28 protein-coding genes and 2 rRNA genes are annotated in these 24,720 nt (G+C 73.2%); 16 read left to right on the top strand and 14 right to left on the bottom strand.

Annotated features, from left to right (window positions below):
* Positions 1 to 93, top strand: a 23S ribosomal RNA gene (locus tag ACGF0D_RS11035); the annotation flags it as partial.
* Positions 94 to 171: 78 nt separating this feature from the next.
* Positions 172 to 288: ribosomal RNA gene (gene rrf / locus ACGF0D_RS11030) — 5S ribosomal RNA — on the top strand.
* A gap of 99 nt (positions 289 to 387) precedes the next feature.
* Here the strand turns inward: rrf and ACGF0D_RS11025 are convergent.
* Positions 388 to 588: a DUF397 domain-containing protein gene (locus ACGF0D_RS11025; protein ID WP_392874186.1), complete on the bottom strand. Its 201-nt coding sequence runs from the start codon at positions 586 to 588 to the stop codon at positions 388 to 390.
* Between the two features lie 10 nt (positions 589 to 598).
* Positions 599 to 1,486, bottom strand: a complete 888-nt coding sequence (locus ACGF0D_RS11020; RefSeq protein ID WP_392874183.1) for a helix-turn-helix domain-containing protein — start codon at positions 1,484 to 1,486, stop codon at positions 599 to 601.
* 176 nt (positions 1,487 to 1,662) lie between these two features.
* On the opposite strand from ACGF0D_RS11020, the gene ACGF0D_RS11015 reads away from it, so the two are divergent.
* From ACGF0D_RS11015 to ACGF0D_RS10990, 6 genes are all read left to right on the top strand, one after another.
* Positions 1,663 to 2,034 (top strand): ATP-binding protein, encoded by a 372-nt coding sequence (locus ACGF0D_RS11015; protein WP_392874180.1) that lies wholly within the window; start codon positions 1,663 to 1,665, stop codon positions 2,032 to 2,034.
* Complete coding sequence (locus ACGF0D_RS11010; protein ID WP_392914794.1) at positions 2,031 to 2,285, top strand: hypothetical protein; 255 nt, start codon at positions 2,031 to 2,033, stop codon at positions 2,283 to 2,285. The genes ACGF0D_RS11015 and ACGF0D_RS11010 overlap by 4 nt, the downstream gene beginning before the upstream one ends.
* Positions 2,286 to 2,331: 46 nt before the next feature.
* Positions 2,332 to 2,640: a hypothetical protein gene (locus ACGF0D_RS11005; RefSeq protein ID WP_392914793.1), complete on the top strand. Its 309-nt coding sequence runs from the start codon at positions 2,332 to 2,334 to the stop codon at positions 2,638 to 2,640.
* Positions 2,641 to 2,698: 58 nt separating this feature from the next.
* Positions 2,699 to 3,013, top strand: coding sequence for an ArsR/SmtB family transcription factor (locus ACGF0D_RS11000; protein WP_392874171.1), 315 nt, complete (start codon positions 2,699 to 2,701; stop codon positions 3,011 to 3,013).
* Positions 3,010 to 3,420: an SRPBCC domain-containing protein gene (locus tag ACGF0D_RS10995; RefSeq protein ID WP_392914791.1), complete on the top strand. Its 411-nt coding sequence runs from the start codon at positions 3,010 to 3,012 to the stop codon at positions 3,418 to 3,420. The genes ACGF0D_RS11000 and ACGF0D_RS10995 overlap by 4 nt, the downstream gene beginning before the upstream one ends.
* 128 nt (positions 3,421 to 3,548) lie before the next feature.
* Entirely contained in the window at positions 3,549 to 3,842 is a 294-nt protein-coding gene (locus ACGF0D_RS10990) for a hypothetical protein (protein WP_392874165.1), read from the top strand.
* 85 nt (positions 3,843 to 3,927) lie between these two features.
* Here ACGF0D_RS10990 and ACGF0D_RS10985 read toward each other — a convergent pair whose 3' ends face one another.
* Positions 3,928 to 4,599, bottom strand: a complete 672-nt coding sequence (locus ACGF0D_RS10985; RefSeq protein WP_392914789.1) for a DsbA family oxidoreductase — start codon at positions 4,597 to 4,599, stop codon at positions 3,928 to 3,930.
* Positions 4,600 to 4,721: 122 nt separating this feature from the next.
* Positions 4,722 to 6,068, bottom strand: coding sequence for a hypothetical protein (locus tag ACGF0D_RS10980; RefSeq protein WP_392914787.1), 1,347 nt, complete (start codon positions 6,066 to 6,068; stop codon positions 4,722 to 4,724).
* A 51-nt stretch (positions 6,069 to 6,119) separates the two neighbouring features.
* Here ACGF0D_RS10980 and ACGF0D_RS10975 point away from each other — a divergent pair, with 51 nt between their 5' ends.
* Positions 6,120 to 6,980 carry a hypothetical protein gene (locus ACGF0D_RS10975; protein WP_392914785.1) on the top strand — a complete coding sequence of 287 codons (861 nt, stop codon included), beginning with the start codon at positions 6,120 to 6,122 and terminating at the stop codon, positions 6,978 to 6,980.
* Positions 6,981 to 7,064: 84 nt separating this feature from the next.
* Here ACGF0D_RS10975 and ACGF0D_RS10970 read toward each other — a convergent pair whose 3' ends face one another.
* Entirely contained in the window at positions 7,065 to 7,487 is a 423-nt protein-coding gene (locus tag ACGF0D_RS10970; protein WP_392914784.1) for a MerR family transcriptional regulator, read from the bottom strand.
* A 74-nt stretch (positions 7,488 to 7,561) separates the two neighbouring features.
* On the opposite strand from ACGF0D_RS10970, the gene ACGF0D_RS10965 reads away from it, so the two are divergent.
* A complete protein-coding gene (locus tag ACGF0D_RS10965) occupies positions 7,562 to 8,557 on the top strand; it encodes an oxidoreductase (RefSeq protein WP_392914782.1) in 996 nt (331 codons plus the stop codon).
* 9 nt (positions 8,558 to 8,566) lie between these two features.
* Here ACGF0D_RS10965 and ACGF0D_RS10960 read toward each other — a convergent pair whose 3' ends face one another.
* Together ACGF0D_RS10960 and ACGF0D_RS10955 are read right to left on the bottom strand one after the other, a co-directional pair.
* Positions 8,567 to 9,061, bottom strand: a complete 495-nt coding sequence (locus ACGF0D_RS10960) for a hypothetical protein (protein WP_392914780.1) — start codon at positions 9,059 to 9,061, stop codon at positions 8,567 to 8,569.
* A 111-nt stretch (positions 9,062 to 9,172) separates the two neighbouring features.
* The gene (locus ACGF0D_RS10955; protein ID WP_392914778.1) at positions 9,173 to 9,889 is read right to left on the bottom strand and encodes a chitinase; all 717 of its coding nucleotides are present in this window, start codon (positions 9,887 to 9,889) and stop codon (positions 9,173 to 9,175) included.
* 239 nt (positions 9,890 to 10,128) lie between these two features.
* Between ACGF0D_RS10955 and ACGF0D_RS10950 the strand changes: the two genes are divergently transcribed.
* Entirely contained in the window at positions 10,129 to 12,078 is a 1,950-nt protein-coding gene (locus ACGF0D_RS10950) for a hypothetical protein (protein ID WP_392914776.1), read from the top strand.
* Between the two features lie 19 nt (positions 12,079 to 12,097).
* Here ACGF0D_RS10950 and ACGF0D_RS10945 read toward each other — a convergent pair whose 3' ends face one another.
* The gene (locus tag ACGF0D_RS10945; protein ID WP_392914774.1) at positions 12,098 to 12,334 is read right to left on the bottom strand and encodes a DUF6011 domain-containing protein; all 237 of its coding nucleotides are present in this window, start codon (positions 12,332 to 12,334) and stop codon (positions 12,098 to 12,100) included.
* Positions 12,335 to 12,394: 60 nt separating this feature from the next.
* Between ACGF0D_RS10945 and ACGF0D_RS10940 the strand changes: the two genes are divergently transcribed.
* Positions 12,395 to 13,162 carry a TetR/AcrR family transcriptional regulator gene (locus ACGF0D_RS10940; protein WP_392914772.1) on the top strand — a complete coding sequence of 256 codons (768 nt, stop codon included), beginning with the start codon at positions 12,395 to 12,397 and terminating at the stop codon, positions 13,160 to 13,162.
* A gap of 39 nt (positions 13,163 to 13,201) precedes the next feature.
* Here the strand turns inward: ACGF0D_RS10940 and ACGF0D_RS10935 are convergent, their stop codons facing one another.
* Complete coding sequence (locus tag ACGF0D_RS10935) at positions 13,202 to 13,600, bottom strand: winged helix-turn-helix transcriptional regulator (protein ID WP_392874141.1); 399 nt, start codon at positions 13,598 to 13,600, stop codon at positions 13,202 to 13,204.
* Between the two features lie 126 nt (positions 13,601 to 13,726).
* On the opposite strand from ACGF0D_RS10935, the gene ACGF0D_RS10930 reads away from it, so the two are divergent.
* Together ACGF0D_RS10930 and rarD are read left to right on the top strand one after the other, a co-directional pair.
* The gene (locus ACGF0D_RS10930; RefSeq protein WP_392914771.1) at positions 13,727 to 14,575 is read left to right on the top strand and encodes an SDR family oxidoreductase; all 849 of its coding nucleotides are present in this window, start codon (positions 13,727 to 13,729) and stop codon (positions 14,573 to 14,575) included.
* Between the two features lie 144 nt (positions 14,576 to 14,719).
* Complete coding sequence (rarD, locus tag ACGF0D_RS10925) at positions 14,720 to 15,712, top strand: EamA family transporter RarD (RefSeq protein WP_392914769.1); 993 nt, start codon at positions 14,720 to 14,722, stop codon at positions 15,710 to 15,712.
* Here rarD and ACGF0D_RS10920 read toward each other — a convergent pair.
* From ACGF0D_RS10920 to ACGF0D_RS10910, 3 genes are read right to left on the bottom strand one after another with little or no spacing between them, the layout of a single operon-like run.
* Positions 15,702 to 16,610 carry an ABC transporter permease gene (locus ACGF0D_RS10920; protein WP_392874132.1) on the bottom strand — a complete coding sequence of 303 codons (909 nt, stop codon included), beginning with the start codon at positions 16,608 to 16,610 and terminating at the stop codon, positions 15,702 to 15,704. The two genes, rarD and ACGF0D_RS10920, sit on opposite strands and share 11 nt — an antisense overlap.
* Entirely contained in the window at positions 16,597 to 17,676 is a 1,080-nt protein-coding gene (locus ACGF0D_RS10915) for an ABC transporter ATP-binding protein (protein ID WP_392914767.1), read from the bottom strand. Before ACGF0D_RS10915 ends, ACGF0D_RS10920 begins: the two co-directional genes overlap by 14 nt.
* Positions 17,677 to 17,679: 3 nt before the next feature.
* Positions 17,680 to 18,942, bottom strand: a complete 1,263-nt coding sequence (locus ACGF0D_RS10910; protein WP_392914765.1) for an outer membrane lipoprotein carrier protein LolA — start codon at positions 18,940 to 18,942, stop codon at positions 17,680 to 17,682.
* Positions 18,943 to 19,124: 182 nt separating this feature from the next.
* Here ACGF0D_RS10910 and ACGF0D_RS10905 point away from each other — a divergent pair, with 182 nt between their 5' ends.
* Both ACGF0D_RS10905 and ACGF0D_RS10900 read left to right on the top strand, forming a co-directional pair.
* Positions 19,125 to 21,713, top strand: a complete 2,589-nt coding sequence (locus ACGF0D_RS10905; protein WP_392874124.1) for a bifunctional FO biosynthesis protein CofGH — start codon at positions 19,125 to 19,127, stop codon at positions 21,711 to 21,713.
* Between the two features lie 159 nt (positions 21,714 to 21,872).
* Positions 21,873 to 22,988 carry an ADP-ribosylglycohydrolase family protein gene (locus ACGF0D_RS10900; protein ID WP_392874121.1) on the top strand — a complete coding sequence of 372 codons (1,116 nt, stop codon included), beginning with the start codon at positions 21,873 to 21,875 and terminating at the stop codon, positions 22,986 to 22,988.
* Between the two features lie 118 nt (positions 22,989 to 23,106).
* Here the strand turns inward: ACGF0D_RS10900 and ACGF0D_RS10895 are convergent, their stop codons facing one another.
* Entirely contained in the window at positions 23,107 to 23,322 is a 216-nt protein-coding gene (locus tag ACGF0D_RS10895) for a DUF397 domain-containing protein (protein WP_392874118.1), read from the bottom strand.
* Positions 23,319 to 24,182, bottom strand: coding sequence for a helix-turn-helix domain-containing protein (locus tag ACGF0D_RS10890; RefSeq protein WP_392874115.1), 864 nt, complete (start codon positions 24,180 to 24,182; stop codon positions 23,319 to 23,321). Before ACGF0D_RS10890 ends, ACGF0D_RS10895 begins: the two co-directional genes overlap by 4 nt.
* Positions 24,183 to 24,720: the final 538 nt, after the last annotated feature.

Here is a 24,720-nt window from a genome sequence, read left to right as displayed (position 1 = left end):
GGCTCCCAGTAGACGACTGGGTTGATAGGCCGGATATGGAAGCCCTGTAAGGGGTGGAGTTGACCGGTACTAATAGGCCGAGGGCTTGTCCTCAGTTGCTCGCGTCCACTGTGTTGTTCTGAAACAACGACCCGCCCGATTCCGGGTGTCGGTTTGATAGTTTCATAGTGTTTCGGTGGTCATAGCGTGAGGGAAACGCCCGGTTACATTCCGAACCCGGAAGCTAAGCCTCACAGCGCCGATGGTACTGCAGGGGGGACCCTGTGGGAGAGTAGGACGCCGCCGAACAATTCTTCTGAAGAACCCCCATCCGGATTCCGGATGGGGGTTCTTTGCGTTTGGGCATAGCCCCCTCGCCCGCTCGCCGTGCTGGCGAGCGGGCGAGGCTCAGGTGAGGTGGTCGAACTCGCCGGCCTTGGCGCCGCGGAGGAAGGCGCGGAGCTTGGCAGCGCTAGTGGTGATGACGACGGAGGGATCATCGGATTCGCGGAGGTGGCGATCGTCGGCGCCTCCGGTGGCCAGCTCAACGCAGGTGCTGCCGCCGTCGGCATCGCTGAAGGAAGACTTCTGCCAGGCCAGGTGGGACATGGGATGCCTTTCAGTGCTGGAGCTCGTAAAGAAGGTGTTGAAGTAGCCCCCAGGAGTCGCGAGAGCTGTCACGCCGGGGCTTGCTGGTGTCGACAGCGGGCAACGCGAGATCCCGGGCCTCCTGAAACTTCTGATGGTAGGCCGCGATGTCATCCGGGTCGCCGAGGTGAATCGCCCGTTTCGGTCCGTCCAGGATGATGGTTGAGAGATCCGCGCATCCCGGGTCGCAGATCAGGAATGCGCCAGCGTATGGGGCCCTTCCTGGAGCATCGAACGGCAAGATCTCGATCGTGACATTGGGGAGTTCTGCCATGTCTACGAGGTGGTGGAGCTGGTCGCGCATCACGTGCTTGCCGGCGAACTGCATTCGAAGCGCTGCCTCGTGGATGACATACCGAAACTGCCGCTGCTTGCGGTCGGTCATGATGCGTTGGCGCTGCAGACGGAACTCAATGGCCGTGGCGGTGTCCCAACGGCCGTCCTTGTAAGCGTTTTTGTAGATGGCCTCAACGTAGCCTGGAACCTGGAGCGTTCCAGGGATGTATAGGGCATCGAAGACGGCGAAGGACTCTGCGCGGTCCTCTGCTTCGGCCAAGTCCAGGGCGAGCATGGGGACTTTGCCCTTGAACTCGCTCCACCAGCCTTTGCCGTTGCTCGCGCCGAGATCATGCAGGAGCTTGGTATAGGTCTCATCCGTGCACCCGTAGGCGGCAAGCAACGTCGTGAGCCGTTCCGGGTCGAGCGCCGTTCGAGCGGCCTCGATGTGGCTGAGCTGCGGGCCGAGCATGCCGATGAGAGCACCGGCATCCTTGACCGACAAGCTCGCGGCCTCGCGCAACCTTCTCAGCTCAGCGCCGAACCGCCGCTGCCGCTCGCTGATTTGGGTCCTGAGTGCCAAGGCGGATTCCTTCCGTGTCGGGCCAGTCTCCACCCACACGAGTGAGCTTAGCCAAACTGGGTGGGGTTTCTCCGCGAGCAGGTTGCACGCGTAACACCTACGGCCCTACTCTCAGTGTTGCACCGATCACATGACGGGACGTCAGTGATTCCCCTTCTCCCTCCTTCGGGGGTCTCATGCGTGCTTGCAACCCTCCTGACTGGTCCACGGCTCGTGCCGAGCTCTCCGGCCTCCTCACCTCCGCCGGGTGGCGACCCTCTGTCATCTCCGATGCCGAACTCGCCCTCCACGAAGTCTTCTTCAACGCCTGGCGGCACGGTGACACCGTTGCACCCCTGGTCGTCTTCGCCCTCGCCGACCGCCTCCTCCGGGTCTCGGTCTCGGACAACAGCCCGGTCCTCCCCGAGGCCTCCCTCCCCACCGACCTGCTCGCCCTCTCCGGCCGGGGCCTCTTCCTCGTCCGCGCCCTCACCCACCGCTTCGGCGCCGAGCCCCGCAAGCAGGGCAAGGTCGTCTGGTTCGAGCTGATCAAGGAGTCCGCCGCGTGAAGCCCCGCCGTCGCTACCCCATGCAGCCCACCGACCCGCGGATCCGGGCCTACACCGACGCCCAGGTCCGCAGCCTCCTCGGCGAACTCCACGAGCGCGGCCGTGAGTTCGGCCTGATCTTCCCGTCCGCCACCACGGACAAGACCCTCGACGGCCGAGTCCTCGTCCGCTTCAACACGGCGCCGGCCTCGACCCTCTTCAACCTCCTCACCCTCCTCTTCGACGCCGGTCACAACCCCGAGCGCCGGTGACCGTCGCGCTCAACCTTGCAAATCCCGACGAAGAGGAGCCCTTCCCGTGAGCACCCCCACCCCCGACCCGACCGACGACCCCGACGTCAGCAACGCCCTTGCCGCGGCCAACTACGCCGTCGCCGCCGCCTTCAACGCCCTCTTCGGCGTCGCCGTCGCCCCGCCCGTCCCCGACGACTTCGACTGGCCGAAGCTGGACGCCTTCGTCCACCACCTGGGCTTCGCCGCCGACGACTCCGACACCGCCCTCAACCTCTACCGCCTGCTCTTCGCCGTCCAGCGCATCGCCTACCGCGAGGCCGCCGGCCGTAACTCCCCCTGGTCCGCCACCCGCCTCAACCCGCGCCCCCAGTAGCCCCCAGACGCGTCGGAGATTCTTGACGCGTCGGAAATTTCCGACGCATACTGGTCTCATGCCAACGGATGTGTTCGGCGCGCTGGCCAACCCGGTGCGGCGCAGACTGCTCGAAAGCCTGCGGGACGGCCCCCGCTCCACAGGCGAACTGGCCTCGATGTTCGAGCTCGGAAGGCCTGCGGTCTCCGAGCACCTGGCAGTGCTCCGTTCCGTCGGGCTGGTGCGCGAGGAACCGCGTGGCCGGCACCGCTTCCACCACCTCGAACCGGCTCGCCTGGCCGAGGTGAGCGAGTGGCTGCATCCGTTCGAGCACTACTGGAAGCAGCGCCTGGACGCGCTGTCCGACCTCCTGGACGAGGACAAGGGGACATGACCGAGAACAACACGATCATCTGCGAGAAGTTCCTGCCCCACCCGCCGGCGGCGGTGTGGAAGGCCCTCACCGATCCCGAACTGCACGCCCGCTGGTGGGCCGCCGGGGACATCAAGCCCGTCGTCGGGCACCGCTTCACCCTCGACATGGGCAACTTCGGCAGCCAGTCCTGCGAGGTGACCGAGGTGGACGACCAGCGGCTGCTGGCCTACCGGTTCGCCGAGGGCTCGCTCGACACCACCATCACCTGGACGCTCCACCCGGAGGGAACGGGCACCCGCCTCGTCCTCGTCCACGCGGGCTTCGACCTCGACTCCCCGATGGGCCGGCAGGCGTACGACGGCATGGGCAGGGGCTGGCCCCACGTCCTCGACCGCCTCGACTCCGTCCTGGGCGAGACCGCCTAGGGAGAGCACAGGAAGCCCGGCGGGCCGTTCGGCCGCAACCCTCGTTCGGGCGCGTACGGTTGTCGGCCGGGCACGGCCCGTCGAACCTGCTGGTGTGCGACCCCGCACTGACAGCAAGGGAGACCCTCATGTCCGTCCGACGCCTCATCGCCTCCGCGGCCACCGCTGCACTGGCGCTCGTCCCGGTGGCGCTCGCGGCACCCGCCGCCCACGCCCAGGGCACCCCGGCCTACACGTGCGACGTGGTCCAGGAACCGATCGCCGGCCTCGGCCACTGCGTCGCCTCGGACGGTGCTCCCGCGCAGGGGCCGTTCAGCAACGCCCTCATCTCCTCGCGGCTCGGGCCCATCCCCATGAGCTTCTTCTGTGCCGAAGGCTTCGCGGAAACCCCGGAGTCCGTGATCTGCGGCGTTCCCGGGTGATGAGCGCGCTGCGGCCGGAGTTCCTCAACACCCTCGACCGTTAGAGCAGGAAGTCGGCCCGCCCGACTTCCTGCGCGGCGGTCCCTTACTCCTTCGGTGCGAGCGGCGTCAGCGGCAGGGCGACCCGGCTCTCCCAGGCCTGCTCCAGTGCCCGGGTGAACGTCTCCGCGGGCTGGGCGCCCGAGACGCCCAGCCGCCGGTCCAGGACGAAGAACGGCACGCCCGTCGCGCCCATGGCGCTCGCCGTGGCCTCGTCCTCGCGCACCGCCTCCGCGTAGGCCTCCGGATCGGCCAGGACGGCCGCGGCCGCCTCGCCGTCCAGTCCGGCCCCGACGGCCAGCTCGACCAGCCGGCCCGCCTCGAAGGCCGAGCGCTCCTCGGCGAAGTTCGCCCGGTACAGCGCGTCCAGCAACTGCGCCTGGCGGCCGTGCTCCTTGGCGAAGTGCAGCAGGCGGTGCATGTCGAAGGAGTTCGCGGCGTCGCGGCCCTCGCGCAGGTACGGCAGGCCCTCGGCGTGCGCGTTCTCGGCGATCCGGGCCTCCGCCGCCTCGGCCTGCTCCAGGCTCATCCCGTACTTGGCGGCGAGCAGCGGCACGACCGGACGGGCCTCGTGCGGCGCCCGGGGGTCCAGCTCGAAGGAGCGGTGGACGACCTCCACCTCCTCGCGGTGCGGGAATGCCGCCAGCGCCTGCTCGAACCGGGCCTTGCCGACGTAGCACCACGGACAGTTGATGTCGCTCCAGATCTCCACGCGCACGGCGCCGCACTCCTTCCAGCCTCGCGCGGACCTCCCGCGCCAACGCCCACCGGAACGCCTTCGGGCACCTGGATATTTCTCGCACTGAAATATTCAGGCGAGCCGGTCGGCGGCCTCCCGCCTCAGCGCCGCTCCCACGCCTCGCGTTGCGCGGACACCGTGGGGATGGCGGCGACCGCCTCGGCGAAGCGGCCCTGCCAGCCCAGGATCATGGCCACGGTTCGGAAAGCCTCGTGTTCGGTGGACGACCGGAGCACGTCGAGGGCCTCGTCCTCCCGGCCGTCCCGGGCCAGCATCCAGGCCAGCGTGCTGTCCCAGAGACCGGGCTCCCGCTCGCTCAGGGCCTTCGCCTCCGCGGCGCCCTCGGCGTAGCGCCCCGCCTTCCCGAGCAGGTAGAACCGCGTGAGGTGCACGACGTCGGGATGCCCGTCGACGTACGCGGCGCCGAGGCCGTCCAGGAGCTCCAGCGCCTGGTCCGGGCGGTCGCCGCGGACCAGCAGGTCGATCGCCTCGTGGAGGAGGTTCCCTTCGTCGTCCTCGTACGTGGGCCGTCCGACGTCGACGGCCTCGTCGAGGCGCCCCTGGCGGCCCAGGAACTTCATGAGGTGCGGGCGAGCGCGCCCGTGCTCCGCTTCGAGGGCCTCGCGCAGGACGGCTTCGGCTTCCCGGATCCGCCCGCTTTCCTCCAGCCCGTCCGCGTACGCGGTGAGGGCGGCCTCCGCGTGCTCGCCGGTGGCCAGCTCGCGCAGCTGCTCGAACCGGCCCTGGCGGGCGAGGAGTTCCGCGTACAGCCAGGCTATGCGGGGCAGCTCGGAGACGACCGGGCCCAGCACCCGGATCGCCTCGTCCGCCCGGCCCATGCGTTCCAGGACCATGGCGTACAGCACCAGCACCGCCGACGGCTGGTGCCGGCACCCGCGCTCACCCCCGGCCGCCGGGCACCGGCAGTCCGCCGTGCCGCCCAGGGCCCGCTCGGCGCACGGGGCGAGCAGCTCCAGGGCGCGGGCGTCGCGGTGCTGCCCCCTGGTCAGATCGACCAGTGACTCCAGGATCCACGGTTCCCCGAGGTGGGGCGTGAGCACCTCGACGGCCTCGTCCACCCTCCCGGCCTCCATCAGCGGTTCGGCGAACCACCGGCAGTCGAACGCCGACTCCAGGCCGGCCGTGTCCGGGCGCACCAGCGCCAGCCCCTCCTCGGTCCGGCCCTGCCGGACCAGGATCGCGGCGGACTCCCGTACGGCGAACGGCCAGCCGACCGCGACGAACGGCTCCAGGACCGCCAGGGCCCGCTCGAACTCCCCGGCCGCGCACAGCTCGCGGACCGCCGCCTGGGCGCAGAACCACTCGCCGCGGTCCCGGGCGGTCTCGATCAGCAGCTCCAACTGCCCCTGCTCGAGCAGGTACTCCGCCATGGGAGGGTCGATTCCGCCGTCGAACTGCCGCTGCCACGCGAGATCGTCGAGATTCACCGCGCCAGGCTATGTGATGGGGTCGACGTCCTGCCCGGAGATAATCGGCGGATGTCCGAAACCTTCGTTGACCTGGGATTCGTCACCGCGCCGTCCGGGGTGGTGGTGCTCGGCCTGGCCGGCTGGACCGACTACTGGCGGGAGCTGCGCGAGCCGTTGTCGGTGCGGGCCGCGGCGGCGGCGAAGGCGGGTGGCGGGCACCTGCGGGAGGGGGAGTGCGAGGCGGTCGCCGTCCCGGCCGCCGCCGACCGGCCGCTGGCGGTGCGGGCCACCACCGAGCCGTCGGTGTTCGACGAGGAGCCGACCGTCGCGACCCTGGAGATCGAGCTCGGCCTGCCGTGGCCCGAGGGCGTGGACGGTCCGGTGCTGCTCGGGGACCTGCCGGTCGACCGGTCCGGCATGGTGGTCGGCGACGCCGTGGGGCTGGACGCGTGGACGGGGCTGGAGGACGAGCCGGCCGACGGGCTGGCAGACCTCTCCTACTGGGGTCGGTACGAGGACGACGCCCACGCGCGGTTCGGCGGTGAGCGGATCCCCCAGCACGGCGGAGTCCAGGGACCGTACGGGTGGCTCGACCTTCCGGTGGCGGAGGCGGTCGCGCTGGAGGCCGAGCTCAGCACCTGGCGAGGCGGCCTGCCGCGCAAGGGAGTGGCCGTCATGGTGGAGAAGCACGTCGACTACCTCCGCTTCCGGCGGGCCGGCGTGCACCACCCGCTGAAGGCCGGCGTGATCGAGGTGGGTGGCTGCCGGGTGCTCGGGATCGACTGGTGCCAGGGTGACCACTCGCTCCGGCACCACGGTGGGCGGGACTGGGGGCAGGCCTTCGCGGTCACCCTCGAAGCCGACGGGGCGGGCGGTACGGTGCTGCGCTGGACCATCCCGCCCCACGACCAGGACGTGGAGGAGGCCTGAGGCGCTGGGCTACGAGGCCGGGCGGCCGAGCCCCGAGCCCCCTGAGCTGGGCCGGTGGTAGCGCCGGACATGGTGTCAGGCGGATCAGGCCCCGGGCGAACGGATTTCCGCCGTCGGGTCCCAGAGCCCGCCGGCCTCGCCGCGCGCCAGGTGGTCGGCGTAGACGGCGGCCTTCCAGGCGATCAGCGAGCGGCACTCCTCCAGTTCCCTGATCCGCTCGTCGACGCGCCGCTGGTGGGCGTCGAGCAGCCGCAGCCGTTCGGCCTCGTTGCCCGGGCCCTGTCGCACCAGTGCGGCGAACCGGCGGAGGTCGGCGAGCGGCATGCCGGACTCGCGCAGCCTGACGCAGATCTCCAGCCACTGCACGTCGAGCACGGCGTACCGGCGCCGCCCGCCCGCCGTGCGCCGCACCGGGCCGACCAGCAGGTCCTCGCGCTCGTAGAAGCGCAGGGCGTGCACGCTGAGCCCGGTGCGCTCGGCCACCTCGCCGATGCTGAGTTCCGTCATGGCGTCAGAGCCTAGGAGTTCACGGCGGGTCGGGGCTTGATCTAGACCGCGCTCCACTTCCTACCGTCGTCGCCATGACCACCACCACAAGCTGCGACGCCGTCGCCGACCGGCAGCGGCCGACCGACTCGCCCTTTTCCGCCGCCAGCACCGCCGAGGAGGTCCTGGTGGGCCTCGACCTCTCCGGCCGCACCGCCGTCGTGACCGGCGGCTACTCGGGCCTCGGCCTGGCGACCACCCTGGCACTGACCGCCGCCGGCGCCGGCGTGATCGTCCCGGCCCGCCGCCCGGACGTCGCCCGCGCCGCGCTCCATGGAACCGGGTGCCGGGTCCTCCCCATGGACCTCGCCGACCCCGGGAGCGTGCGCGCCGCCGCCGGGCTGATCCGCGAGGCCACGGACCGCCTCGACCTGCTGCTGGCCGTCGCCGGCGTCATGGCCACCCCGGAGCGGCGGGTCGGTCCCGGCTGGGAGGGGCAGTTGGCCACCAACCACCTCGGGCACTTCCTCCTCGCCTGCGAGCTGTACCCGCTGCTGGCTGCCGCCCCCGCCGGCGCCCGCGTCGTCGTCAACAGCTCCGCCGGGCACGCCCTGACCGACATCCGCCGAAACGACCCGCACTTCCGCACCGGCTACGACAAGTGGCTGGCGTACGGCCAGTCCAAGACCGCCAACGCGCTGTTCGCCGTGCACCTCGACGTGCTCGGGCGGGGTGACGGCGTCCGGGCGTTCTCGCTCCACCCGGGCAGGATCATCACCGGGCTGCAGCGGGAGATGACCCGGCAGGAGCAGGTCGACCGCGGCTGGGTGGACGCGCAGGGCCGGGTGGTCGGGGTGGGCTTCAAGACCGCCTCCCAGGGCGCCGCAACCGGACTGTGGGCGGCCACCTCGCCGCTGCTCGACGGCCTCGGCGGGCTCTACCTGGAGAACTGCGAGGTGGCCCCGGTCTGCGGCCCGGACACCCCGATGGACGACGGCGGCGTCCGCCCGTACGCCGTCGACCCCGAAGCGGCGGCCCGGCTGTGGGAGCTGTCCCTCGCCGCGACCGGCGCCGCCCCGGTGCTCCGCTGAGCGGGCCCGCTACAGGCAGATCCAGCAGTACAGCTGCTCCCCGGCGGCTCGCGCGCGCCGGGCGAGGGCGATCAACTCCTCGGCCAACGGCAGCAGATCGGCCGGGTCGGCGCCGTCCCACTCCTCGGCCTCGGCCCACCGCGCGACGACCTCCGGTATCCGGTCGTCGGGCACCCCGGCGAGCGCGTCCCGGGTGGCACCGCCGAGCTCGGTGACCCAGGGGCCGGTCGCCCACGGGTCGTCCTCGTCCGCGAGCCCGGACGGGCCGGGCGGCGTCGTCGTCGGCCAGACCGCCGTCTCGGTCACCAGGTCGACGTGCCAGGGCTCCCCGAGGACGGCCGCGAGCAGCTGCCCGAGCACGACGTCCGGGTCGACGCCCTTGGCCGCCACCCCGTCGAAGGAGCCGTCCGCGCCGAGCGGTGGCAGCCCGCCGTCCGTGGGCTCCAGCGCCCGGACGACCGTCGCCGCGTCGGCCGCCCGGAAGTAGTCGGTCAGTACGCCCATCGCCGCCACCCCTTCGTCCGCGTTCGCCGTCGGTCGGCAGTGAAGCAGGCGGCACTGACGGGGAGTGGGCAGTCGGACCGGCCGACTTCCCACTCCTCGCCGGGGAACCGGTCAGCAGGAGATGTTGCCGCCGCCCACGTCGGTGCCCAGGACGCGGACGAACTGCTTGTAGAGGTTGATGCGGCTGTTGCGCTGGTCGGGGTTCTTGCCGTCGCACTCCAGCGCGCCGTTGATGCTGCGGATGGTCTCGCCGAAGCCCTTGTTGTTGACGATGGCGTCGTGCGGGGTCGTCCTCCCGGCGCCGCTCTGGGTGTTCCAGAACCAGAGGGCCGTCTTCCAGGAGGTCGCCGGGTTCTTCTCGACCTGGTACGGGTCGTGCAGCAGGTCGATGTGCAGGGCGTCGCCGGCCGCCTTGTAGTTGAAGTTCCAGCTCAGCTGGAGCGGTCCGCGCCCGTAGTAGGCGGACTTCCCGGCCGGGCACCCGTACGCCTGCGAGGTGTCGCAGTAGTGCGGGTAGTTGGCGGTGTTCTGCTCGACCACGTACCGCAGGCCGCCGGTCTCGTGGCTGACGTTGGCGAGGAAGGCCGCCGCCTCGCGCCTGCGGGTGGCGTCGTTGCCGGTGGTGGCGAACTTCGGGAAGGCGCTCAGGGCGTCGGTGAGGCCCTTGTAGCTGTAGAAGGGGTTGCGGCTCGGGAACATCTTGTTGAACTGGGCCTCGCTGACCACGAAGGAGCCGGCGGCGGAGGCCGGGGCGCTCTGGCCGGCGATGGCGAGGGTGCTCAGCACGGCGGCGGAGGCGGCCAGGGACAGGGTGCGAGAGAGCTTCATTGGTCTCCTCGATCTGATTGGCAGGATTGGCACTTCGCTTGCGAAGAACCCCGGCCATCGTGGTGCGCGCCGGCCGTCGGCTGAAGCCCTCGGAGGTCTAAACCACCCGTACGAGTCGTATCCGATCCGAAGGGTGGACGGCGCCGCCGCCGGGGTGATCATCGCGCTGTCGGTGGCACCGGATAGCCTCGTTCGGAGCGGGACGGGACAGGGCGAGGCCGGCGGGGGAGCAGGGGCGAATGAGCGGTCACACCGACGACGAGGGTGCCGAGCGCCTGGCTGCCGAGGGCGAGGTCGCGGTCGCCCGGCTGGCGATCGACTCCGGAGACCTGACGCACGCCGCCGAGCACCTCGGCGACGCGATCCTCGCCGACCCCCAGCTGCCCGAACTGCACGAGGCCCTCGCCGAGTTGTGCGCCGCGGCGGGCGGCCCGGCGGCGGCCCGCGAGCTGTTCCCGCTGGAGGGCCAGGTGTACCTCGGCACCGTGGTCTGCCGGGCCCACGTGGAGGCCGCCGCCGGGGACTGGGACACCGCCATCGGCCTGCTCGCCTCCGCCGTCCAGTACGAACCGGCCCGGCCCTGGGCGCACGCCGCCTGGCTCGCCCGCGAGGACCTGCCCGGCCTGGTCGACCCGGACGCCGTCGCCCAGGCGGTGGCCCGCGCCGCCGGCGCGCTGCCCGACCCGCTTCCGGCCGAACCGGCGGACGCCGTAAAGCCGTTCCACGACTTCGTGCAGGCCGTGCTGGCCCGCCACCCCGACCACGTGCTGCTGCTGGCGATGGCCTCCGGCCTGACCCGTCGGCTCGGCGACACCGCCCGCGCCGTCGAACTCGCCGACCGCGCCCACCGGTTGGCTCCCGGCTACCTGCCCGCCGTGATGCTCGGCAACGCCCTGCGCTCGGCCGGCCGCCCGGAGCAGGCGCTCGCCGTCTGGGAGGCCGAGCTGGCGAGGACGGCACCCGGCCGCGACGACTCCAGCAGCTACCTCGCCGTCGACGTCGCCGAACTGTACGGCGCCCTCGGCCGCCCCGCCGAGGGCCTGGCCTGGCTGGACAAGGTGCTCGCCGCCGAGCCCGACCACCCCAAGGCGGGCCCGGCCCGGCACGGGCTGCGCCACGCCCTCGACGGCGACCCGGCCCACCTGCTCGCCCTGGCCGACCACCACCGCGCCCACCCCGAGCACGAGTACGCCCTGGAGCTGCTGGAGCGGCTGAGCCACCGGCAGCCCTGGCTCGGCCTGGTCTCCGGCGCCACCGAGGCCACCGTCAACGTGCTGCACCAGGTGCTCTCCGCCCCCGACACCGGCCGCGACACCGAGATCGACTGCACCGCCTCCACCCTGGAGCCGCCCAGCTCGGTGCTGGCCGTCCGGCTCGCGCTGCCGCGCTCCACCGTCGGCTACCAGGCCGTGGGCGAGCCCGACCCCCGGCTGCCGCTGACCGAGCCGACCACCCGGATCTGGGCCTGGGACGGCACCGACCCGCGCCCGGCCGTCGCCCCGCCCGCGCCGCAGAGCGCCGAACTCGTCCGCGCCACCGCCGAGATCTTCTGGCCGACCGTCCCCGCCGCCTACGACCACGCCGTCCGGCTCGCCGGCCTGCCGCTGGACGACCTGCTCGGCGTCCTGGTCCACCCGCCGATGCCGCGCGAGGACGAACTCGGCCGCGCCCTGCTCGCCCACCAGCCCGAACTCTGGGTGCGGGCCGTCCAGGTCTTCGCCTGCCTGGGCATCGCCCACCACCGCACCGACCAGCCCTGGGAGGGCTCCGAGCGCCGCCGGGTGCTGCGCGACCTGCTGCTCGGGCCGGAGGACTGGGTGGTCGAGGCGGCCGGCTTCGCGCTGGTCGCGATCGGCTGGACCGAACCGCAGACCCGGGCCGACGTCGCCGAGCTGCTCCGGCAGCGGCTGCACCACGGTGCCCGGGCCCGCCGCACCCGGGTGGTGACGATCCTGCGCTCGCTCTGCGCGCTGGTGCTCGCCGCGCCCTGGACGTCCGACGAGGACCGGGCGCTCGCCCGGCACCTGACGGCCCGGGAGGACGCCGCCGACGCGGGGGCCGAACCGGAACAGGCGGCGGAACGGGAGCAGGCGCGGGAGCAGCCGAAGGAGACGGCGCGGGCCCCGCAGGAGGAGCCCCGCCCCAGCCGGCTGCGCCGCCTCTTCGGCCGGGGGCAGGGCAGGTCCTAGACCCCGTCCCGGACCCGTCCTAGACCCCGGGCAGCGGCTCCTGGTCGACGTCGAACCGGGCGACCCGCTCCGCCGGGTCCCGGCACTCCGGGCCCAGCCGCAGCATCCGCGACTCCGGGTCGTGCAGCGGCCGGTGGCAGCGGCGGCAGGTCACCCGCGGGCGGAGGGTCTGCGCGGTGTCCGTCCCGGGCAGCGGTTCGGGGCCGGTCGGGCCGGCCGCGCCGATCGCGCCGGGGGGATTGGTCGGGCTGGTCATGCTGAGACGGTAGCCGCCCGCTCCGTCCGGGCCGCCGCCGGTGCGTGAAACGATGGCCCCATGGCCACCGACCGCAGCAGCGCAGGAGACCCGGCACGCACCCTCGCCCTGCTCTGGGGGCTCACCGCCGAGGAGAAGCCCGGCCGGCGCGGGCCACGCCAGGCGCGTTCGACCGGTGAGATCGCCGCCGCCGCGATCGCCCTCGCCGACGCCGAGGGCGTGGACGCCGTCACCATGCGCCGGGTCGCCCAGGAGCTGGGCCTCTCCCCGATGGCGCTCTACACCTACGTGCCGGGCAAGGCCGAGCTGCTCGACCTGATGCTGGACACCGTCTACGCCACGATGCCCCGCAGCGCCCCCGCCGACGAGGGCTGGCGCGCCCGGGTCACCGCCGTCGCGGACGACAACCGGGCCCTGCACCGCGCCCACCCGTGGGTCGCCGCCGTCTCCACCAGCCGTCCGCCGCTCGGTCCCGGCCTGATGGCCAAGTACGAGTACGAGCTGCGCGCCCTGGAGGGCACCGGGCTGCCCGACGTCGACCTGGACGCGGCGCTGACCCACCTGCTCGGCTTCGTCCAGACCTGCGCCCGGATGGCCGCCGACGAGCGCGCCGCCCGGCAGGACAGCGCGATGACCGACGAGCAGTGGTGGGCCACCAACGCCGAGCTGCTGGCCCGGGTCTTCGACCCCGAGCGCTACCCGGTCGCCGCCCGGGTCGGGGCCGCGGCCGGTGAGGCGCACGGCGGCGCGTACAGCCCGGACCACGCCTACGACTTCGGCCTGGCCCGGCTGCTCGACGGGCTCGACGCCCTCATCGCGGGGCGGTAGCCGGGCCGACGCGCCCTCCTCGGCGCGCGGGGCGCAGGCTCACCGCGCGGCGGCCCGCCCGTCGTACTCCCCGCGCGCCGCCTCGACCTCCGGCACCCGCCGCTCCGACCAGTGGGCCAGGGCCGCGACCAGCTCCGCCGCCTCCCGCCCCAGCGGGGTGAGGCTGTAGTCGACCCGCGGCGGGATCACCGGGTGCGCCTCGCGCAGCACGAAGCCGTCCCGTTCCAGGGTCTGGAGGGTCTGGGCGAGCATCTTCTCGCTGACCCCGGAGACCCTGCGGCGCAGTTCGCTGAACCGGTAGCCGCGCTCGTGCAGCGCGCCCAGCACCAGCACGCCCCAGCGGCTGGTGACGTGCTCCAGCACGCCCCGGGAGGGACACATCCGGTCGAAGACGTCGGCGGGGGGCAACCCGCCGGCCTTTATCTCGCTCACCTTCATGTCAGTACCGTACTTTGAAGTGCGTACTTTCGAAAGGTTAGTGCCAGGCCTAGGGTGAGCTTCGAGGTCGGACCCGCACGGCAATCCCCCTGGCGGTCCCCGCGTAGCAACCCTGAGGAGCACACCATGTACGTCGTCACCGGTGCCACCGGCCAGCTCGGCCGTCTCGTCGTCGAGCGCCTGCTGGCCGAGGTCCCCGCGAGCGAGGTGGCCGTCGCCGTCCGCTCCGCCGAGAAGGCCGCCGACCTGGCCGAGCGCGGCGTGACCGTCCGCGTCGTCGACTACGACGAGCCGCAGACCCTGGCCGGCGCCTTCGCCGAGGGCGACCGGGTGCTGCTGATCTCGGGCAGCGAGGTCGGCCGCCGGATCCCGCAGCACCGGGCCGTGGTGGAGGCCGCCAAGGCCGCCGGGGTCGCGCTGCTCGCCTACACCGGCATCCTGGGGGCGGCCACCTTCCGGCTGGCCGACGAGCACAAGGCGACCGAGGAGCTGATCCTCGCCTCCGGGCTGCCGTACGCGTTCCTGCGCAACGGCTGGTACACCGAGAACTACCTGGGCGACGCGGCCGGCACGGTGGCCCGCGGCGTGGTGCTCGGCAGCGCCGGGGAGGGCCGGATCGCCACCGCCCCGCGCCGGGACTACGCGGACGCGGCGGTCGCCGTCCTGGTCGGCGAGGGTCACGAGGGCGGGGTGTACGAGCTGAGCGGCGACGCCGCCTGGAGCCTGCCCGAGCTGGCCGCCGAGCTGGCGAAGGCCTCCGGCGAGCCGGTCGAGTACCGGGACGTGACCCCGGCCGAGCACCTGGACGCGCTGGTCGGCGCCGGCCTGCCGCAGGGCTTCGCCGAGGCCCTGGTGGACGTGGACGCGGGCATCGCGCGCGGCGAGCTGGCCGGCACCACCGGCGACCTGGCCCGGCTGATCGGCCGTCCGACCGCCCCGCTCGCCGACTCCGTCCGCGCGGCCCTGGGCGCCTGAAACACCGCAGCTCAGGACCCCGGAACGGCGGGACCGTCCGGCATCCAGGCAATGTCATGACCAAAATCCGGAAACGGAGATGACAGTCGCCCCTCCCGCCCGCTACCGTCGCCTCGACACACGCGCGCGGGAGGGCACCAGGCCATGGCGGGAACAGACCAGCAGGACAACGGCCGGGGCCTCTGGTACGGCGTCGCCGCATACGGCATCTGGGGCCTGTTCCCGCTGTTCTGGCCGCTGCTGGAACCGGGCGCCGCCGACGACATCCTGGCCAACCGGATGGTCTGGTCCCTGGTCGCGGTCGTCCTGCTGCTGATAGCCCAGCGGCACTGGGGCTGGATACGCCCGCTGCTGCGCCAACCCCGCCGGCTCGCCATGCTGGCCGGCGCCGCCACCGTGATCTCGGTCAACTGGGGCGTCTACATCTGGGCCGTCAACGCCGGGCACGTGGTCGAGACCAGCCTCGGCTACTTCATCAACCCCCTGGTCACCATCGGCTTCGGCGTCCTGGTGCTCAAGGAGCGGCTGCGCACCGCGCAGTGGACGGCGGTGGGCATCGGCGCCGCCGCCGTCGTGGTGCTGACCGTCGCGTACGGGCAGCTGCCCTGGATCGCGCTCACCCTGGCGCTCTCCTTCGCCACCTACGGCCTGCTGAAGAAGCAGGTCGGGCTGAGCGGGCTGGAGAGCCTGGCGGCCGAGAGCGCCTTCATGTTCCCGTTCGCCCTCGGCTACCTGGTCTACCTGGAGGTCAGCGGGCGCGGCACCTTCGGGCACACGGTGGCCGGCTCGTACGGCTGGGGGCACTCCGGGCTGCTGATGCTCAGCGGGGTGATCACGGCCGTCCCGCTGCTGTTCTTCGGCGCGGCCGCCGTCCGGGTGCCGCTGACCGTGCTCGGCCTGCTGCAGTACCTGGCGCCGGTGTTCCAGTTCCTGATCGGCGTCGCGGTGTTCCACGAGTCCATGCCGCCCGCCCGCTGGGCCGGCTTCGGCCTGGTCTGGGCCGCGCTCGCGCTGCTCACTTGGGACGCGCTGCGCCAGGTGCGGGCCGACCGCGCGGCGCGGGCCGCGGCCGTGCCGCAGCCCGCACCGGTGGCGGCGGCCGCCCCGGAAGCCGCCACCGAGGCCGTCACGCGCTGATGTCCCGGCTGGTGAAGCGGGACCAGGCCGCCGAGCCGAACACGGCGACGTAGGCGGCCTGGAGACCGAGGTCCTTCAGCACGCCGTCCCAGTACATCGGCGCCCGCAGCAGGTCCGCGAAGCTCAGCCAGTAGTGGGAGAACAGGAACGGGCTGACGGCGTCCAGCTGCGGGAAGGCGTCCAGGATCTGGACGGTGACCACCAGCCCGACGGTGGCCGCCATCGCCGCGATGCCGCTGCCGGTGAGGGTGGAGACGAACAGCCCGATCGCCACCAACCCGGCCAGCGAGGCCGCGACCACCAGGGCCACCAGCAGCGCGCGCAGCAGCGCGTCGCCGAGGCCGATGGTGTCCCCGGAGATCAGCGTGACCGGGCCCAGCGGGAACAGCGCGGCGCCCGCGGCGAGCGCCGTCACCGCCACCGCCGCCGTGGCGGCCGCGCAGAACACCAGCCCGGCGGTGAACTTGGCGGCCAGCAGCCTGGTCCGCCCGGCCGGGGCGACCAGCAGGTAGCGCAGCGTCCCGGCGGCCGCCTCACCCGCCACCGCGTCCCCGGCGACCACGCCGACCGTCATCGGCAGGAAGACCGGCAGCGCCACCGCGAGCGCCGTGAAGACCAGGAACAGCCCGTTCTGCGTGGTCTGCGCGATGAAGCTCGGACCGCCGCCGCCCTCGTGCGGACCGTCCGTGTTGAGCTTGACCACCACCCCGATCAGGATCGGCAGCACCGCCAGGATGGCCAGCAGCACCTTGGTGCGCAGCCGGCGGAAGGTCAGGTGCAGCTCGCTGCGGAACAGCGCCAGGAACCCGGCCGCCGTCCGCGGCCGCCGACCCGCCACCGGCGCGAGCGCCTCGGCCGGCGGCAGCGACTCGGCCGGCAGCGACTCAGCCCGCGACATCGAAACCCTCCCCGGTCAGCGCCACGAAGGCGTCCTCCAACGTGCCCCGCTCCAGCCCGAAACCCTGCACCCGCACCCCGGCCCCGACCAGCGCCGCGCACAGCCTGGGCAGCGCCTCCTCGTCCAGGACGCCCGGCTCGCCGTCCACCCGGTCCTCGCCGGGCACCAGCGCGGTGACCCGGTGGGCCGCCAGCACCTCGGCGGCCCGCGCCACGTCCGGGGTGCGGACCACCAGCCGGCCCTGGGCCCGGGCGGCCAGCTCGGCGACGGTGCCCTGCACCACCAGCCGGCCCCGGGACATCACCGCGGCATGGGTGCAGACCTGCTCGATCTCGTCCAGCAGGTGCGAGGAGAGGAACACCGTGGTGCCCTCCGCCGCGACCTCCCGGACCAGCGTCCGGATCTCCCGCATGCCCTGCGGGTCCAGCCCGTTGGTCGGCTCGTCCAGCACCAGCAGCTCGCGCGGCTGCAGCAGGGCGGAGGCCAGGCCCAGGCGCTGCTTCATGCCCAGCGAGTACGCGCGGGCCTTCTTGCCCGCCGCGGCGCCCAGGCCCACCCGCTCCAGCGCCGCGTCCACCCGCCGCCGGCGGGTGCGCGGGTCGGCGGTCGGGTCGGCGGCGTCGAAGCGCACCAGGTTGTCCCGTCCGGAGAGGAAGCCGTACAGGGCAGGGCCCTCGATCAGCGCGCCCACCCGGGGCAGCACGGTGGCGACGGACTGCGGCATCGGCTCGCCGAGGACGGCGGCCACGCCCGAGGTGGGGGCGATCAGGCCCATCAGCATGCGGATGGTGGTGGTCTTGCCGGAGCCGTTGGGGCCCAGGAAGCCGAAGACGGAGCCGCGCGGCACGGCGAGGTCCAGGCCGTCCACGGCGAGCTGGCCGCCGCGGAAGCGCTTGGTCAGGCCGCGGGTCCGGATGACGTCGTCGGAGCCGGCCGAGGAGGCGTCGGGGGAGGCGTCGGGGGCGGCGGGGGAAGCGGATGGGACGGGAACGGGGGCCGGGCGCGGCGCGGCGCCCGGACCCCCGGCCGACTCCGTAACGTCCCCCGTTACGGGAGCCTTGGTCATCCGTCAGTTCACCCCGGCGGCATGCTGGAGGACCGGCAGGGTCACCGCGCCGGCGAAGACCCGGCCGTCGTCGGTGAGCAGGACGTTGAGCACCTTGGTGCTCACCAGGGTGCCGCCGTCGACCGGCTTGCCGAGCGACTTCACCAGCGCCTGCGGGTTCATCGACCGGGCCGCTTCGCCTCCGCGGCCGCCGTGCTTGCCGCCCTTGCCGTCGCCCTTGCCGTCTCCGCTGGGCGCCGCGTCCACGGTGCCGGGCACCTGGGCGGAGACGACCGTCGTCCAGCCCTCGCCGATCACGTTCACGCCCTGGTGCCCCTCGGCGCCCGGGTGCGCCCCGGCGCCGCCCGGTGCGCCCTCGGCCGCCGCGTCCGCCTTCCGGTCCGTCACCTTGGCGCCCTTGGGGGCGGTGAACTCGAAGGTCTTGGCGTCCGGCTTGGCGAAGGACACCTCGGTGAAGCGGACCTTCAGCACGGTGCTGCCGTCGATGGACGTCACCGTCACCGCCAGCGGCACCCCGTTGTCGGCGTCCACCGCGATCCGGACCTCGGACAGCGTCGAGCCGGACTGGGTGGGCTTCACGCTCAGCTGGTAGGCGTTCTGCCCGGCCACCTTGGCCGTCCCGGCGACCGTCACCGAGGTGGTGCCGGCGCTCGCGGCCAGGAACTGCCTGGCGGCCTCCTGCGGGGTGGTCGGCAGCTCGGACAGCGGCGCCTCGGCGTGCCGCCCCTCGGCGGCCCGCCCGGTCGTGTGCACCGCGCTGTTGGAGGAGCTGTCCCAGGCCCAGGTCTGGTCGCCGTTGTGGACCAGGGTGTAGCCGGACATCTTCTCCAGCAGGTCCACCCGCTGGCGCTCCGGACCGTCCACCGCGACCCGCAGCGTCTGGTCCCCGCCGAGCAGGCCCATCAGCTTGGCCTGCGGGTCCGCGGCGGAGCCCTGGCCGCTGCCGCCGCCGTGCCCGCCGACCGCCCCGCCGAGACCGCCGGCCGCGCCCAGCAGCTGGCCGGGCACCCCGAGGTCGGTGGAGATCGAGACCGTCCCGGAGAGCGTCTGCGCCTCCGAGCCGAGCACCTTGGCGACCAGCTGCTCCGCCGACACCGCCGGCAGGTCGGGCGCGCCGTCGGCGGCCAGCGCCGGGACCAGCCCCACCCCTGCGGCGATCACCGCGACGACTGCCGCCGGCACCCCGGCGCGCATCAGTACGCGCCGCCGGGAGCGGTACGGCACACCGCCGTCCGGATCGGCCCCCGCCGCCTTCTCAATGGTCATGGCGTCCTCAACTCCTCCGCGAACACGTGTGATTGGCCCTGCCCTCCCATTAGAGGCCGCCGCGCCGCCGCCGTCATCGCCCTGTGGGGCCAGATCGGGGTGGCCTTCTTGGGTACGCCGACCCTGAGACGGCCTCAGGGTTCGCTCCATCCGCGGTACCACCCCTGACATAGGCTCGCGCCATGGACGGAACCGCCACGGACTCCAGCACCCCGCCGACCGAGAACGCGATGCGCCGCGCCCTGCGCCGCGCCAGGGACGGCGTCGCCCTCGACGTGACCGAGGCCGCCGTGCTGCTCCAGGCCAGAGGCGACGACCTGCTGGACCTCTGTACGAGTGCCGCCCGGGTCCGGGACGCGGGCCTCGAAGCGGCCGGCCGCCCCGGCGTCATCACCTACTCCAAGAGCGTCTTCATCCCGCTCACCCGGCTCTGCCGCGACAAGTGCCACTACTGCACCTTCGCCACCGTCCCCGGCAAGCTGCGCCGGGAGGGGCACGGGATGTTCATGTCCCCGGACGAGGTGCTGGAGGTGGCCCGCCGGGGCGCCGAACTCGGCTGCAAGGAAGCCCTGATCACGCTCGGCGACAAGCCCGAGGACCGCTGGCCCGAGGCCCGCGAGTGGCTGGACGCGCACGGCTACGACGACACCATCGCCTACGTGCGCGCGATGTCGATCCGGATCCTGGAGGAGACCGGCCTGCTGCCGCACCTCAACCCCGGGGTGCTGGGCTGGACGGACTTCCAGCGCCTCAAGCCGGTCTCCGCCTCCATGGGCATGATGCTGGAGACCACCGCCACCCGGCTGTGGAGCGAGCCCGGCGGCCCGCACTTCGGCTCCCCGGACAAGGAGCCGGCCGTCCGGCTGCGGGTGCTGGAGGACGCCGGGCGCAGCTCCGTCCCGTTCACCAGCGGCCTGCTGATCGGCATCGGCGAGACGTACCAGGAGCGCGCCGAGTCGCTGTTCGCGCTGCGCAGGGTCTCCCGGGCGTACCACGGCGTCCAGGAGCTGATCCTGCAGAACTTCCGGGCCAAGCCGGACACCGCGATGCGCGGCATGCCGGACGCCGAACTGGACGAACTGGTGGCCACGGTGGCCGTGGCCCGGCACCTGATGGGCCCCGCGGCCTGCCTCCAGGCCCCGCCGAACCTCGTGGACGGCGAGTACGAGCGGCTGATCGCGGCCGGCATCGACGACTGGGGCGGGGTCTCCCCGCTGACCCCGGACCACGTCAACCCCGAGCGCCCCTGGCCGCAGATCGAGCGGCTGGCCGAGCGGTCCGCGGCGGCCGGCTTCGAGCTGCGCGAGCGCCTCGCCGTCTACCCCGAGTACGTGCGCCGCGGCGAGCCCTGGCTGGACCCGCGGGTGCTGCCGCACGTCCGCGCCCTCGCCGACCCGGCCACCGGCCTGGCGGACCCGGACGCGGTGGTCCGCGGCCTGCCCTGGCAGGAGCCCGAGGACCTGCCGGAGTCGTACGGCCGCACCGACCTGCACGCCACCATCGACACCGAGGGCCGCACCGGCGACCGCCGGGCCGACTTCGAGGACGTGTACGGCGACTGGGAGGTGCTGCGCGAGCAGGTGCTCGCGAAGGGCGCCCCCGAGCGCCTCGCCGGGGACCTGCGGGAGGCCCTGGCGGTGGCCGCGGACGACCCGACGCGGCTGACCGACGACCAGGCGCTGGCCCTGTTCCACGCGGACGGCCCGGCCCTGGACGCGCTCTGCCGGATCGCCGACGACGTGCGCCGCGACGCGGTCGGGGAGGACGTCACCTACTGCGTCACCCGGAACATCAACTTCACCAACGTCTGCTACACCGGCTGCCGCTTCTGCGCCTTCGCCCAGCGCCGCACCGACGCGGACGCCTACACCCTCTCCCTGGAGCAGGTCGCCGACCGGGCCGCGCAGGCCTGGGAGGTGGGCGCCACCGAGGTCTGCATGCAGGGCGGCATCCACCCGGACCTGCCCGGCACCGCCTACTTCGACATCGCCCGCGCGGTGAAGGAGCGGGTGCCCGGCATCCACGTGCACGCCTTCTCCCCGATGGAGGTGGTCAACGGCGCGACCCGCACCGGGCTGTCGATCCGGGACTGGCTGCAGCGGGCCAAGGAGTCGGGCCTGGACAGCATCCCGGGCACCGCCGCCGAGATCCTGGACGACGAGGTCCGCTGGGTGCTCACCAAGGGCAAGCTGCCGGCCGCCACCTGGGTCGAGGTGGTCACCACCGCGCACGAGCTGGGCCTGCGTTCCTCGTCCACGATGATGTACGGGCACGTGGACACCCCGGCGCACTGGCTGGGCCACCTGCGGCTGCTCGCCCGGATCCAGCAACGGACGGGCGGCTTCACCGAGTTCGTGACCCTGCCGTTCATCCACACCAACGCCCCGGTCTACCTGGCCGGCATCGCCCGGCCCGGCCCGACCGCCCGGGACAACCGCGCCGTGGTCGCCATGGCCCGGCTGCTGCTGCACCCGCACATCCCCAACATCCAGACCAGCTGGGTCAAGCTGGGCGCCGAGGGCGCGGCCGAGATGCTCCGCTCCGGCGCCAACGACCTCGGCGGCACGCTGATGGAGGAGACCATCTCGCGGATGGCCGGCTCGGCGTACGGGAGCTACAAGTCGGTGCGCGACCTCCAGGCGATCGCCGAGGCGGCGGGCCGCCCGCACCGCCAGCGCACCACCACCTACGGCGAGGTGCCGGCCGAGCGGCGGGCCGCGGCGCTGGCCTCGGACGGGCACCTGCCGCAGCTGCTGCCGGTGGTGGACTGAGACCCGTGCCGTCCCGGCCGCCCCGCACGGGCGGCCGGGACGGGGCACCGGACGCCGGGGGAGGGGCCGATCCGATCGGCTCTTCGAATACAGTGCCAGGGCGCGCGGCCGGCCGACCGTCGCGCGGCCCCCACACCCGAGGAAAGGCGCCCCGTCGTGATGCCACTGTGGTCACGCGCCCAGCAGCAGGACTACCGCAGCCGGGTGCGGGGCTGTCTGCTCGGCGGTGCCATCGGCGACGCGCTCGGAGCCGGCGTCGAGTTCGAGTCGCTGGAGAAGATCCGGGCCCAGCACGGCCCGCAGGGCGTCACCGGCTACCTCCCCGCGTACGGCCGCACGGGCGCCGTCACCGACGACACCCAGCTCAGCCTGTTCACCGTCGACGGCCTGATCCGCGCCCACATCCGGCGCGACACCGGCAGCTGGCACCCGCCCACCGACCTGCACCTGGCCTACCTGCGCTGGGCCGCCACCCAGCGCGACTGGGGCCCGGACGAGCGCCGCCCCGACCTCGGCTGGCTCGGCCGCGAGGAGTGGCTGTACGCCCAGCGCGCCCCCGGCCAGGGCTGCCTGTCCGGCCTCAGCGGGGCCGAGGCGGAGCGGCTCGGCACCCTGGCGGCCCCCAAGAACCCGCACTCCAAGGGCTGCGGCACGGTGGTGCGGGCGGCGCCCTTCGGGCTGCTCACCACCTGGGAGCCGGGCCTGGTGTTCCAGCTCGCGGTGGAGTGCTCGGTGCTCACCCACGGCCACCCCACCGGCTACCTCGCGGCGGGCGCGCTCGCGGTGATCGTCCAGTCCGTCGCCCGCGGCGGCACCCTGGAGGAGGGCGTGCACCTCGCCCTCGCGCTGCTCTCCGAGCGGCCGGCGCACGAGGAGACCACCGCCGCGCTGCGGGCCGCCCTGGACGCGGTGCGGGCCGGCGAGCCGTCCGCCGAGCGGGTCGAGGCGCTCGGGGAGGGCTGGGTGGCCGAGGAGGCGCTGGCGATCGGGGTCTACTGCGCCCTGGTCGCGCACGACGTGCGCTCGGGCCTGCTGCTCGCCGTCAACCACTCCGGGGACAGCGACTCCACCGGCGCCGTCTGCGGCAACCTGCTCGGGGCACTGCACGGGGACACCGCGCTGCCGCCGGGCCTGCTGGCCGGGCTCGAAGGGCGCGGGGCGATCCTCGAACTCGCCGACGACTTCGTGCTGGAGCTGGTGCACGGCACCGAACTGCACGACCGGCGGACCCCGGAGGGGGTCAACTGGACCAGCCGCTACCCGGTGGTGAGTTGAACCGGGACTTCCGGAAACCGGGCCCCCGAAACGGGAGTTGCCCGTGGCGCCGCCGCCGCCGAGGGGCGACGGACACCGCTACGGGCAACTGGTCCGAGTGCGGAACCGGGTGGGCGGGTCAGCCCGGGAGCTCACCGAAGAGGCCGCCCGCGGCGGCCGAGGCGAAGGCGTTCCAGGCCTCGGCCGAGAAGCGCAGCTGGGGGCCCCGGGGGTCCTTCGAGTCCCGGACGGCCACCTCCCCCGCTCCTGGGACGGCGATCTCCACGCAGGCGCCCTGGCCTCCGCTGTGACTGCTCTTGCGCCAACCGGCTCCGTACTCGGACGGGGTGATCATTCGTGGAATTCCTTCTCGATGTCGGCTATCAGCGACCGGCTCTCCGCGACACCGAGCGCGGCCGCTCTCAGGTAGTCGTACAGACCGGTATAGCGGCGCACGTCCGCCTCCTTCTCCAGGTAGAGATCGCTCGTCACACCTTCGAAGTAGACAACCGTGGAATCGGCTGACTCGGGGAACTCCAGCAGCGAGAATGTCCCGGTCATGCCGGGATGGGCGCCGTGCGAGAACGGAATCACCTGGATGGTGATGTTCGGGCGCTGGCTGAGCTCCAGCATCTGCCGCAGCTGCTGGGCCATCACCTGCTTGCTGCCGACCTCGCGGCGCAGCACCGCCTCGTCTATGACGGTCCACAGGCTGCCCAGCTGGTTCTCGCCGTGGATGCGCTCCTGGCGCTTCATCCGGACCTGCACCCGGCGCTGCACGGCGACCGCGTCGGTGTCCGGCTGGGTGCCCTCGACCACGGCCTGGGCGTAGTGCTCGGTCTGCAGCAGCCCGGGGACGAAGGAGGACTCGTACGCGCGGATCGAGGAGGCCTCGGCCTCCAGCCCGATGTAGACGCTGTACGGGGTCGGCATGTCGTTGAAGTCGTGCCACCAGCCGCGCTGGCGGGACTCCTTGGCCATCTCCATCAGGCTGGCGCGCAACTGGTCGTCGGGCACCTTGTAGACGTCGCAGAGGTCGCGCACGTCGCGCTGGCTGATGCTGCGGCGGCCGTTCTCCAGTCGGCTGATCTTCGACTGGGAGACCATCAGGCGGCCTGCGACCTCCTCCGCCGTCATGCCCAGGCCCTCGCGGAGCTTGCGCAGCTCCGAACCGAGGCGCCGACGGCGCACGGTGGGATTGACGTTGGCGGACACTTCGACCTCCGGCCGGACCTCTGGTGCTCGTTGGAACGGCAGTCCTCGGAACACTTCGGACATTGGGACCAACCCCCCTGACTCGGAGCAGCATGTCACCTTGGGCCAGGTCGGCGCCGGGGATTCACCGCAGCGCGGTAGAACAGATCATCGGAAAAGCGCTTCCGCGAGACAGCGAAAGCCCCCAGGTGGTAGTGCGGCTCGGTGGCTCGGACAGATGCTGCGCAGACCGCCCCCGGACCGGCCGGCACCTGCCCCGGCCCACGGCACGTGCGGGGCGGGCGGCTTGCCGGGCGTCCGGGGACGGCGAAGGGGCGGTCGCCGGGCGACTTGCGTCGCGGGGCGACCGCCCCTCGGTGCTGGTGGTGGTGCCGGTGGTGCGTGCGGTGCGTCCGGCGCTCGTCGTACTCCTGGCGCCGGTGGCACCGGTCGTGCGTCGGGTCGCTCGGGGCCCTCGGGCGGTGCGAGCCGAGCGGCCCGCGCCGCCGGGTGCGCGGTCGGTGGTGTCGGGCGCCGTGAGGGCTGCCCGCCGGGCCGC

It is taken from the genome of Kitasatospora sp. NPDC048298 (genome assembly GCF_043201465.1).
In the GTDB taxonomy this organism is placed as follows: Bacteria; Actinomycetota; Actinomycetes; order Streptomycetales; family Streptomycetaceae; genus Kitasatospora.
The sequence above is the reverse complement of the archived record's forward strand: the minus strand, read 5'-3'. Positions and strand labels throughout refer to the sequence as shown.

Bases quoted from the DNA above. Each gene is read 5' to 3' on its own strand.
- ACGF0D_RS10955 (WP_392914778.1), bottom strand. From the start codon at position 9,889: ATGAAGCTCTCTCGCACCCTGTCCCTGGCCGCCTCCGCCGCCGTGCTG.
- ACGF0D_RS11025 (WP_392874186.1), bottom strand. From the start codon at position 588: ATGTCCCACCTGGCCTGGCAGAAGTCTTCCTTCAGCGATGCCGACGGC.
- ACGF0D_RS10960 (WP_392914780.1), bottom strand. From the start codon at position 9,061: ATGGGCGTACTGACCGACTACTTCCGGGCGGCCGACGCGGCGACGGTC.
- ACGF0D_RS11000 (WP_392874171.1), top strand. From the start codon at position 2,699: ATGCCAACGGATGTGTTCGGCGCGCTGGCCAACCCGGTGCGGCGCAGA.
- ACGF0D_RS10900 (WP_392874121.1), top strand. From the start codon at position 21,873: ATGCCACTGTGGTCACGCGCCCAGCAGCAGGACTACCGCAGCCGGGTG.
- ACGF0D_RS10995 (WP_392914791.1), top strand. From the start codon at position 3,010: ATGACCGAGAACAACACGATCATCTGCGAGAAGTTCCTGCCCCACCCG.
- ACGF0D_RS10945 (WP_392914774.1), bottom strand. From the start codon at position 12,334: ATGACCAGCCCGACCAATCCCCCCGGCGCGATCGGCGCGGCCGGCCCG.
- rarD (WP_392914769.1), top strand. From the start codon at position 14,720: ATGGCGGGAACAGACCAGCAGGACAACGGCCGGGGCCTCTGGTACGGC.
- ACGF0D_RS11015 (WP_392874180.1), top strand. From the start codon at position 1,663: ATGCGTGCTTGCAACCCTCCTGACTGGTCCACGGCTCGTGCCGAGCTC.
- ACGF0D_RS10915 (WP_392914767.1), bottom strand. From the start codon at position 17,676: ATGACCAAGGCTCCCGTAACGGGGGACGTTACGGAGTCGGCCGGGGGT.
- ACGF0D_RS10990 (WP_392874165.1), top strand. From the start codon at position 3,549: ATGTCCGTCCGACGCCTCATCGCCTCCGCGGCCACCGCTGCACTGGCG.
- ACGF0D_RS10920 (WP_392874132.1), bottom strand. From the start codon at position 16,610: ATGTCGCGGGCTGAGTCGCTGCCGGCCGAGTCGCTGCCGCCGGCCGAG.
- ACGF0D_RS10910 (WP_392914765.1), bottom strand. From the start codon at position 18,942: ATGACCATTGAGAAGGCGGCGGGGGCCGATCCGGACGGCGGTGTGCCG.
- ACGF0D_RS10905 (WP_392874124.1), top strand. From the start codon at position 19,125: ATGGACGGAACCGCCACGGACTCCAGCACCCCGCCGACCGAGAACGCG.
- ACGF0D_RS10940 (WP_392914772.1), top strand. From the start codon at position 12,395: ATGGCCACCGACCGCAGCAGCGCAGGAGACCCGGCACGCACCCTCGCC.
- ACGF0D_RS10895 (WP_392874118.1), bottom strand. From the start codon at position 23,322: ATGATCACCCCGTCCGAGTACGGAGCCGGTTGGCGCAAGAGCAGTCAC.
- ACGF0D_RS10930 (WP_392914771.1), top strand. From the start codon at position 13,727: ATGTACGTCGTCACCGGTGCCACCGGCCAGCTCGGCCGTCTCGTCGTC.
- ACGF0D_RS10965 (WP_392914782.1), top strand. From the start codon at position 7,562: ATGACCACCACCACAAGCTGCGACGCCGTCGCCGACCGGCAGCGGCCG.
- ACGF0D_RS10950 (WP_392914776.1), top strand. From the start codon at position 10,129: ATGAGCGGTCACACCGACGACGAGGGTGCCGAGCGCCTGGCTGCCGAG.
- ACGF0D_RS10975 (WP_392914785.1), top strand. From the start codon at position 6,120: ATGTCCGAAACCTTCGTTGACCTGGGATTCGTCACCGCGCCGTCCGGG.
- ACGF0D_RS10935 (WP_392874141.1), bottom strand. From the start codon at position 13,600: ATGAAGGTGAGCGAGATAAAGGCCGGCGGGTTGCCCCCCGCCGACGTC.
- ACGF0D_RS10970 (WP_392914784.1), bottom strand. From the start codon at position 7,487: ATGACGGAACTCAGCATCGGCGAGGTGGCCGAGCGCACCGGGCTCAGC.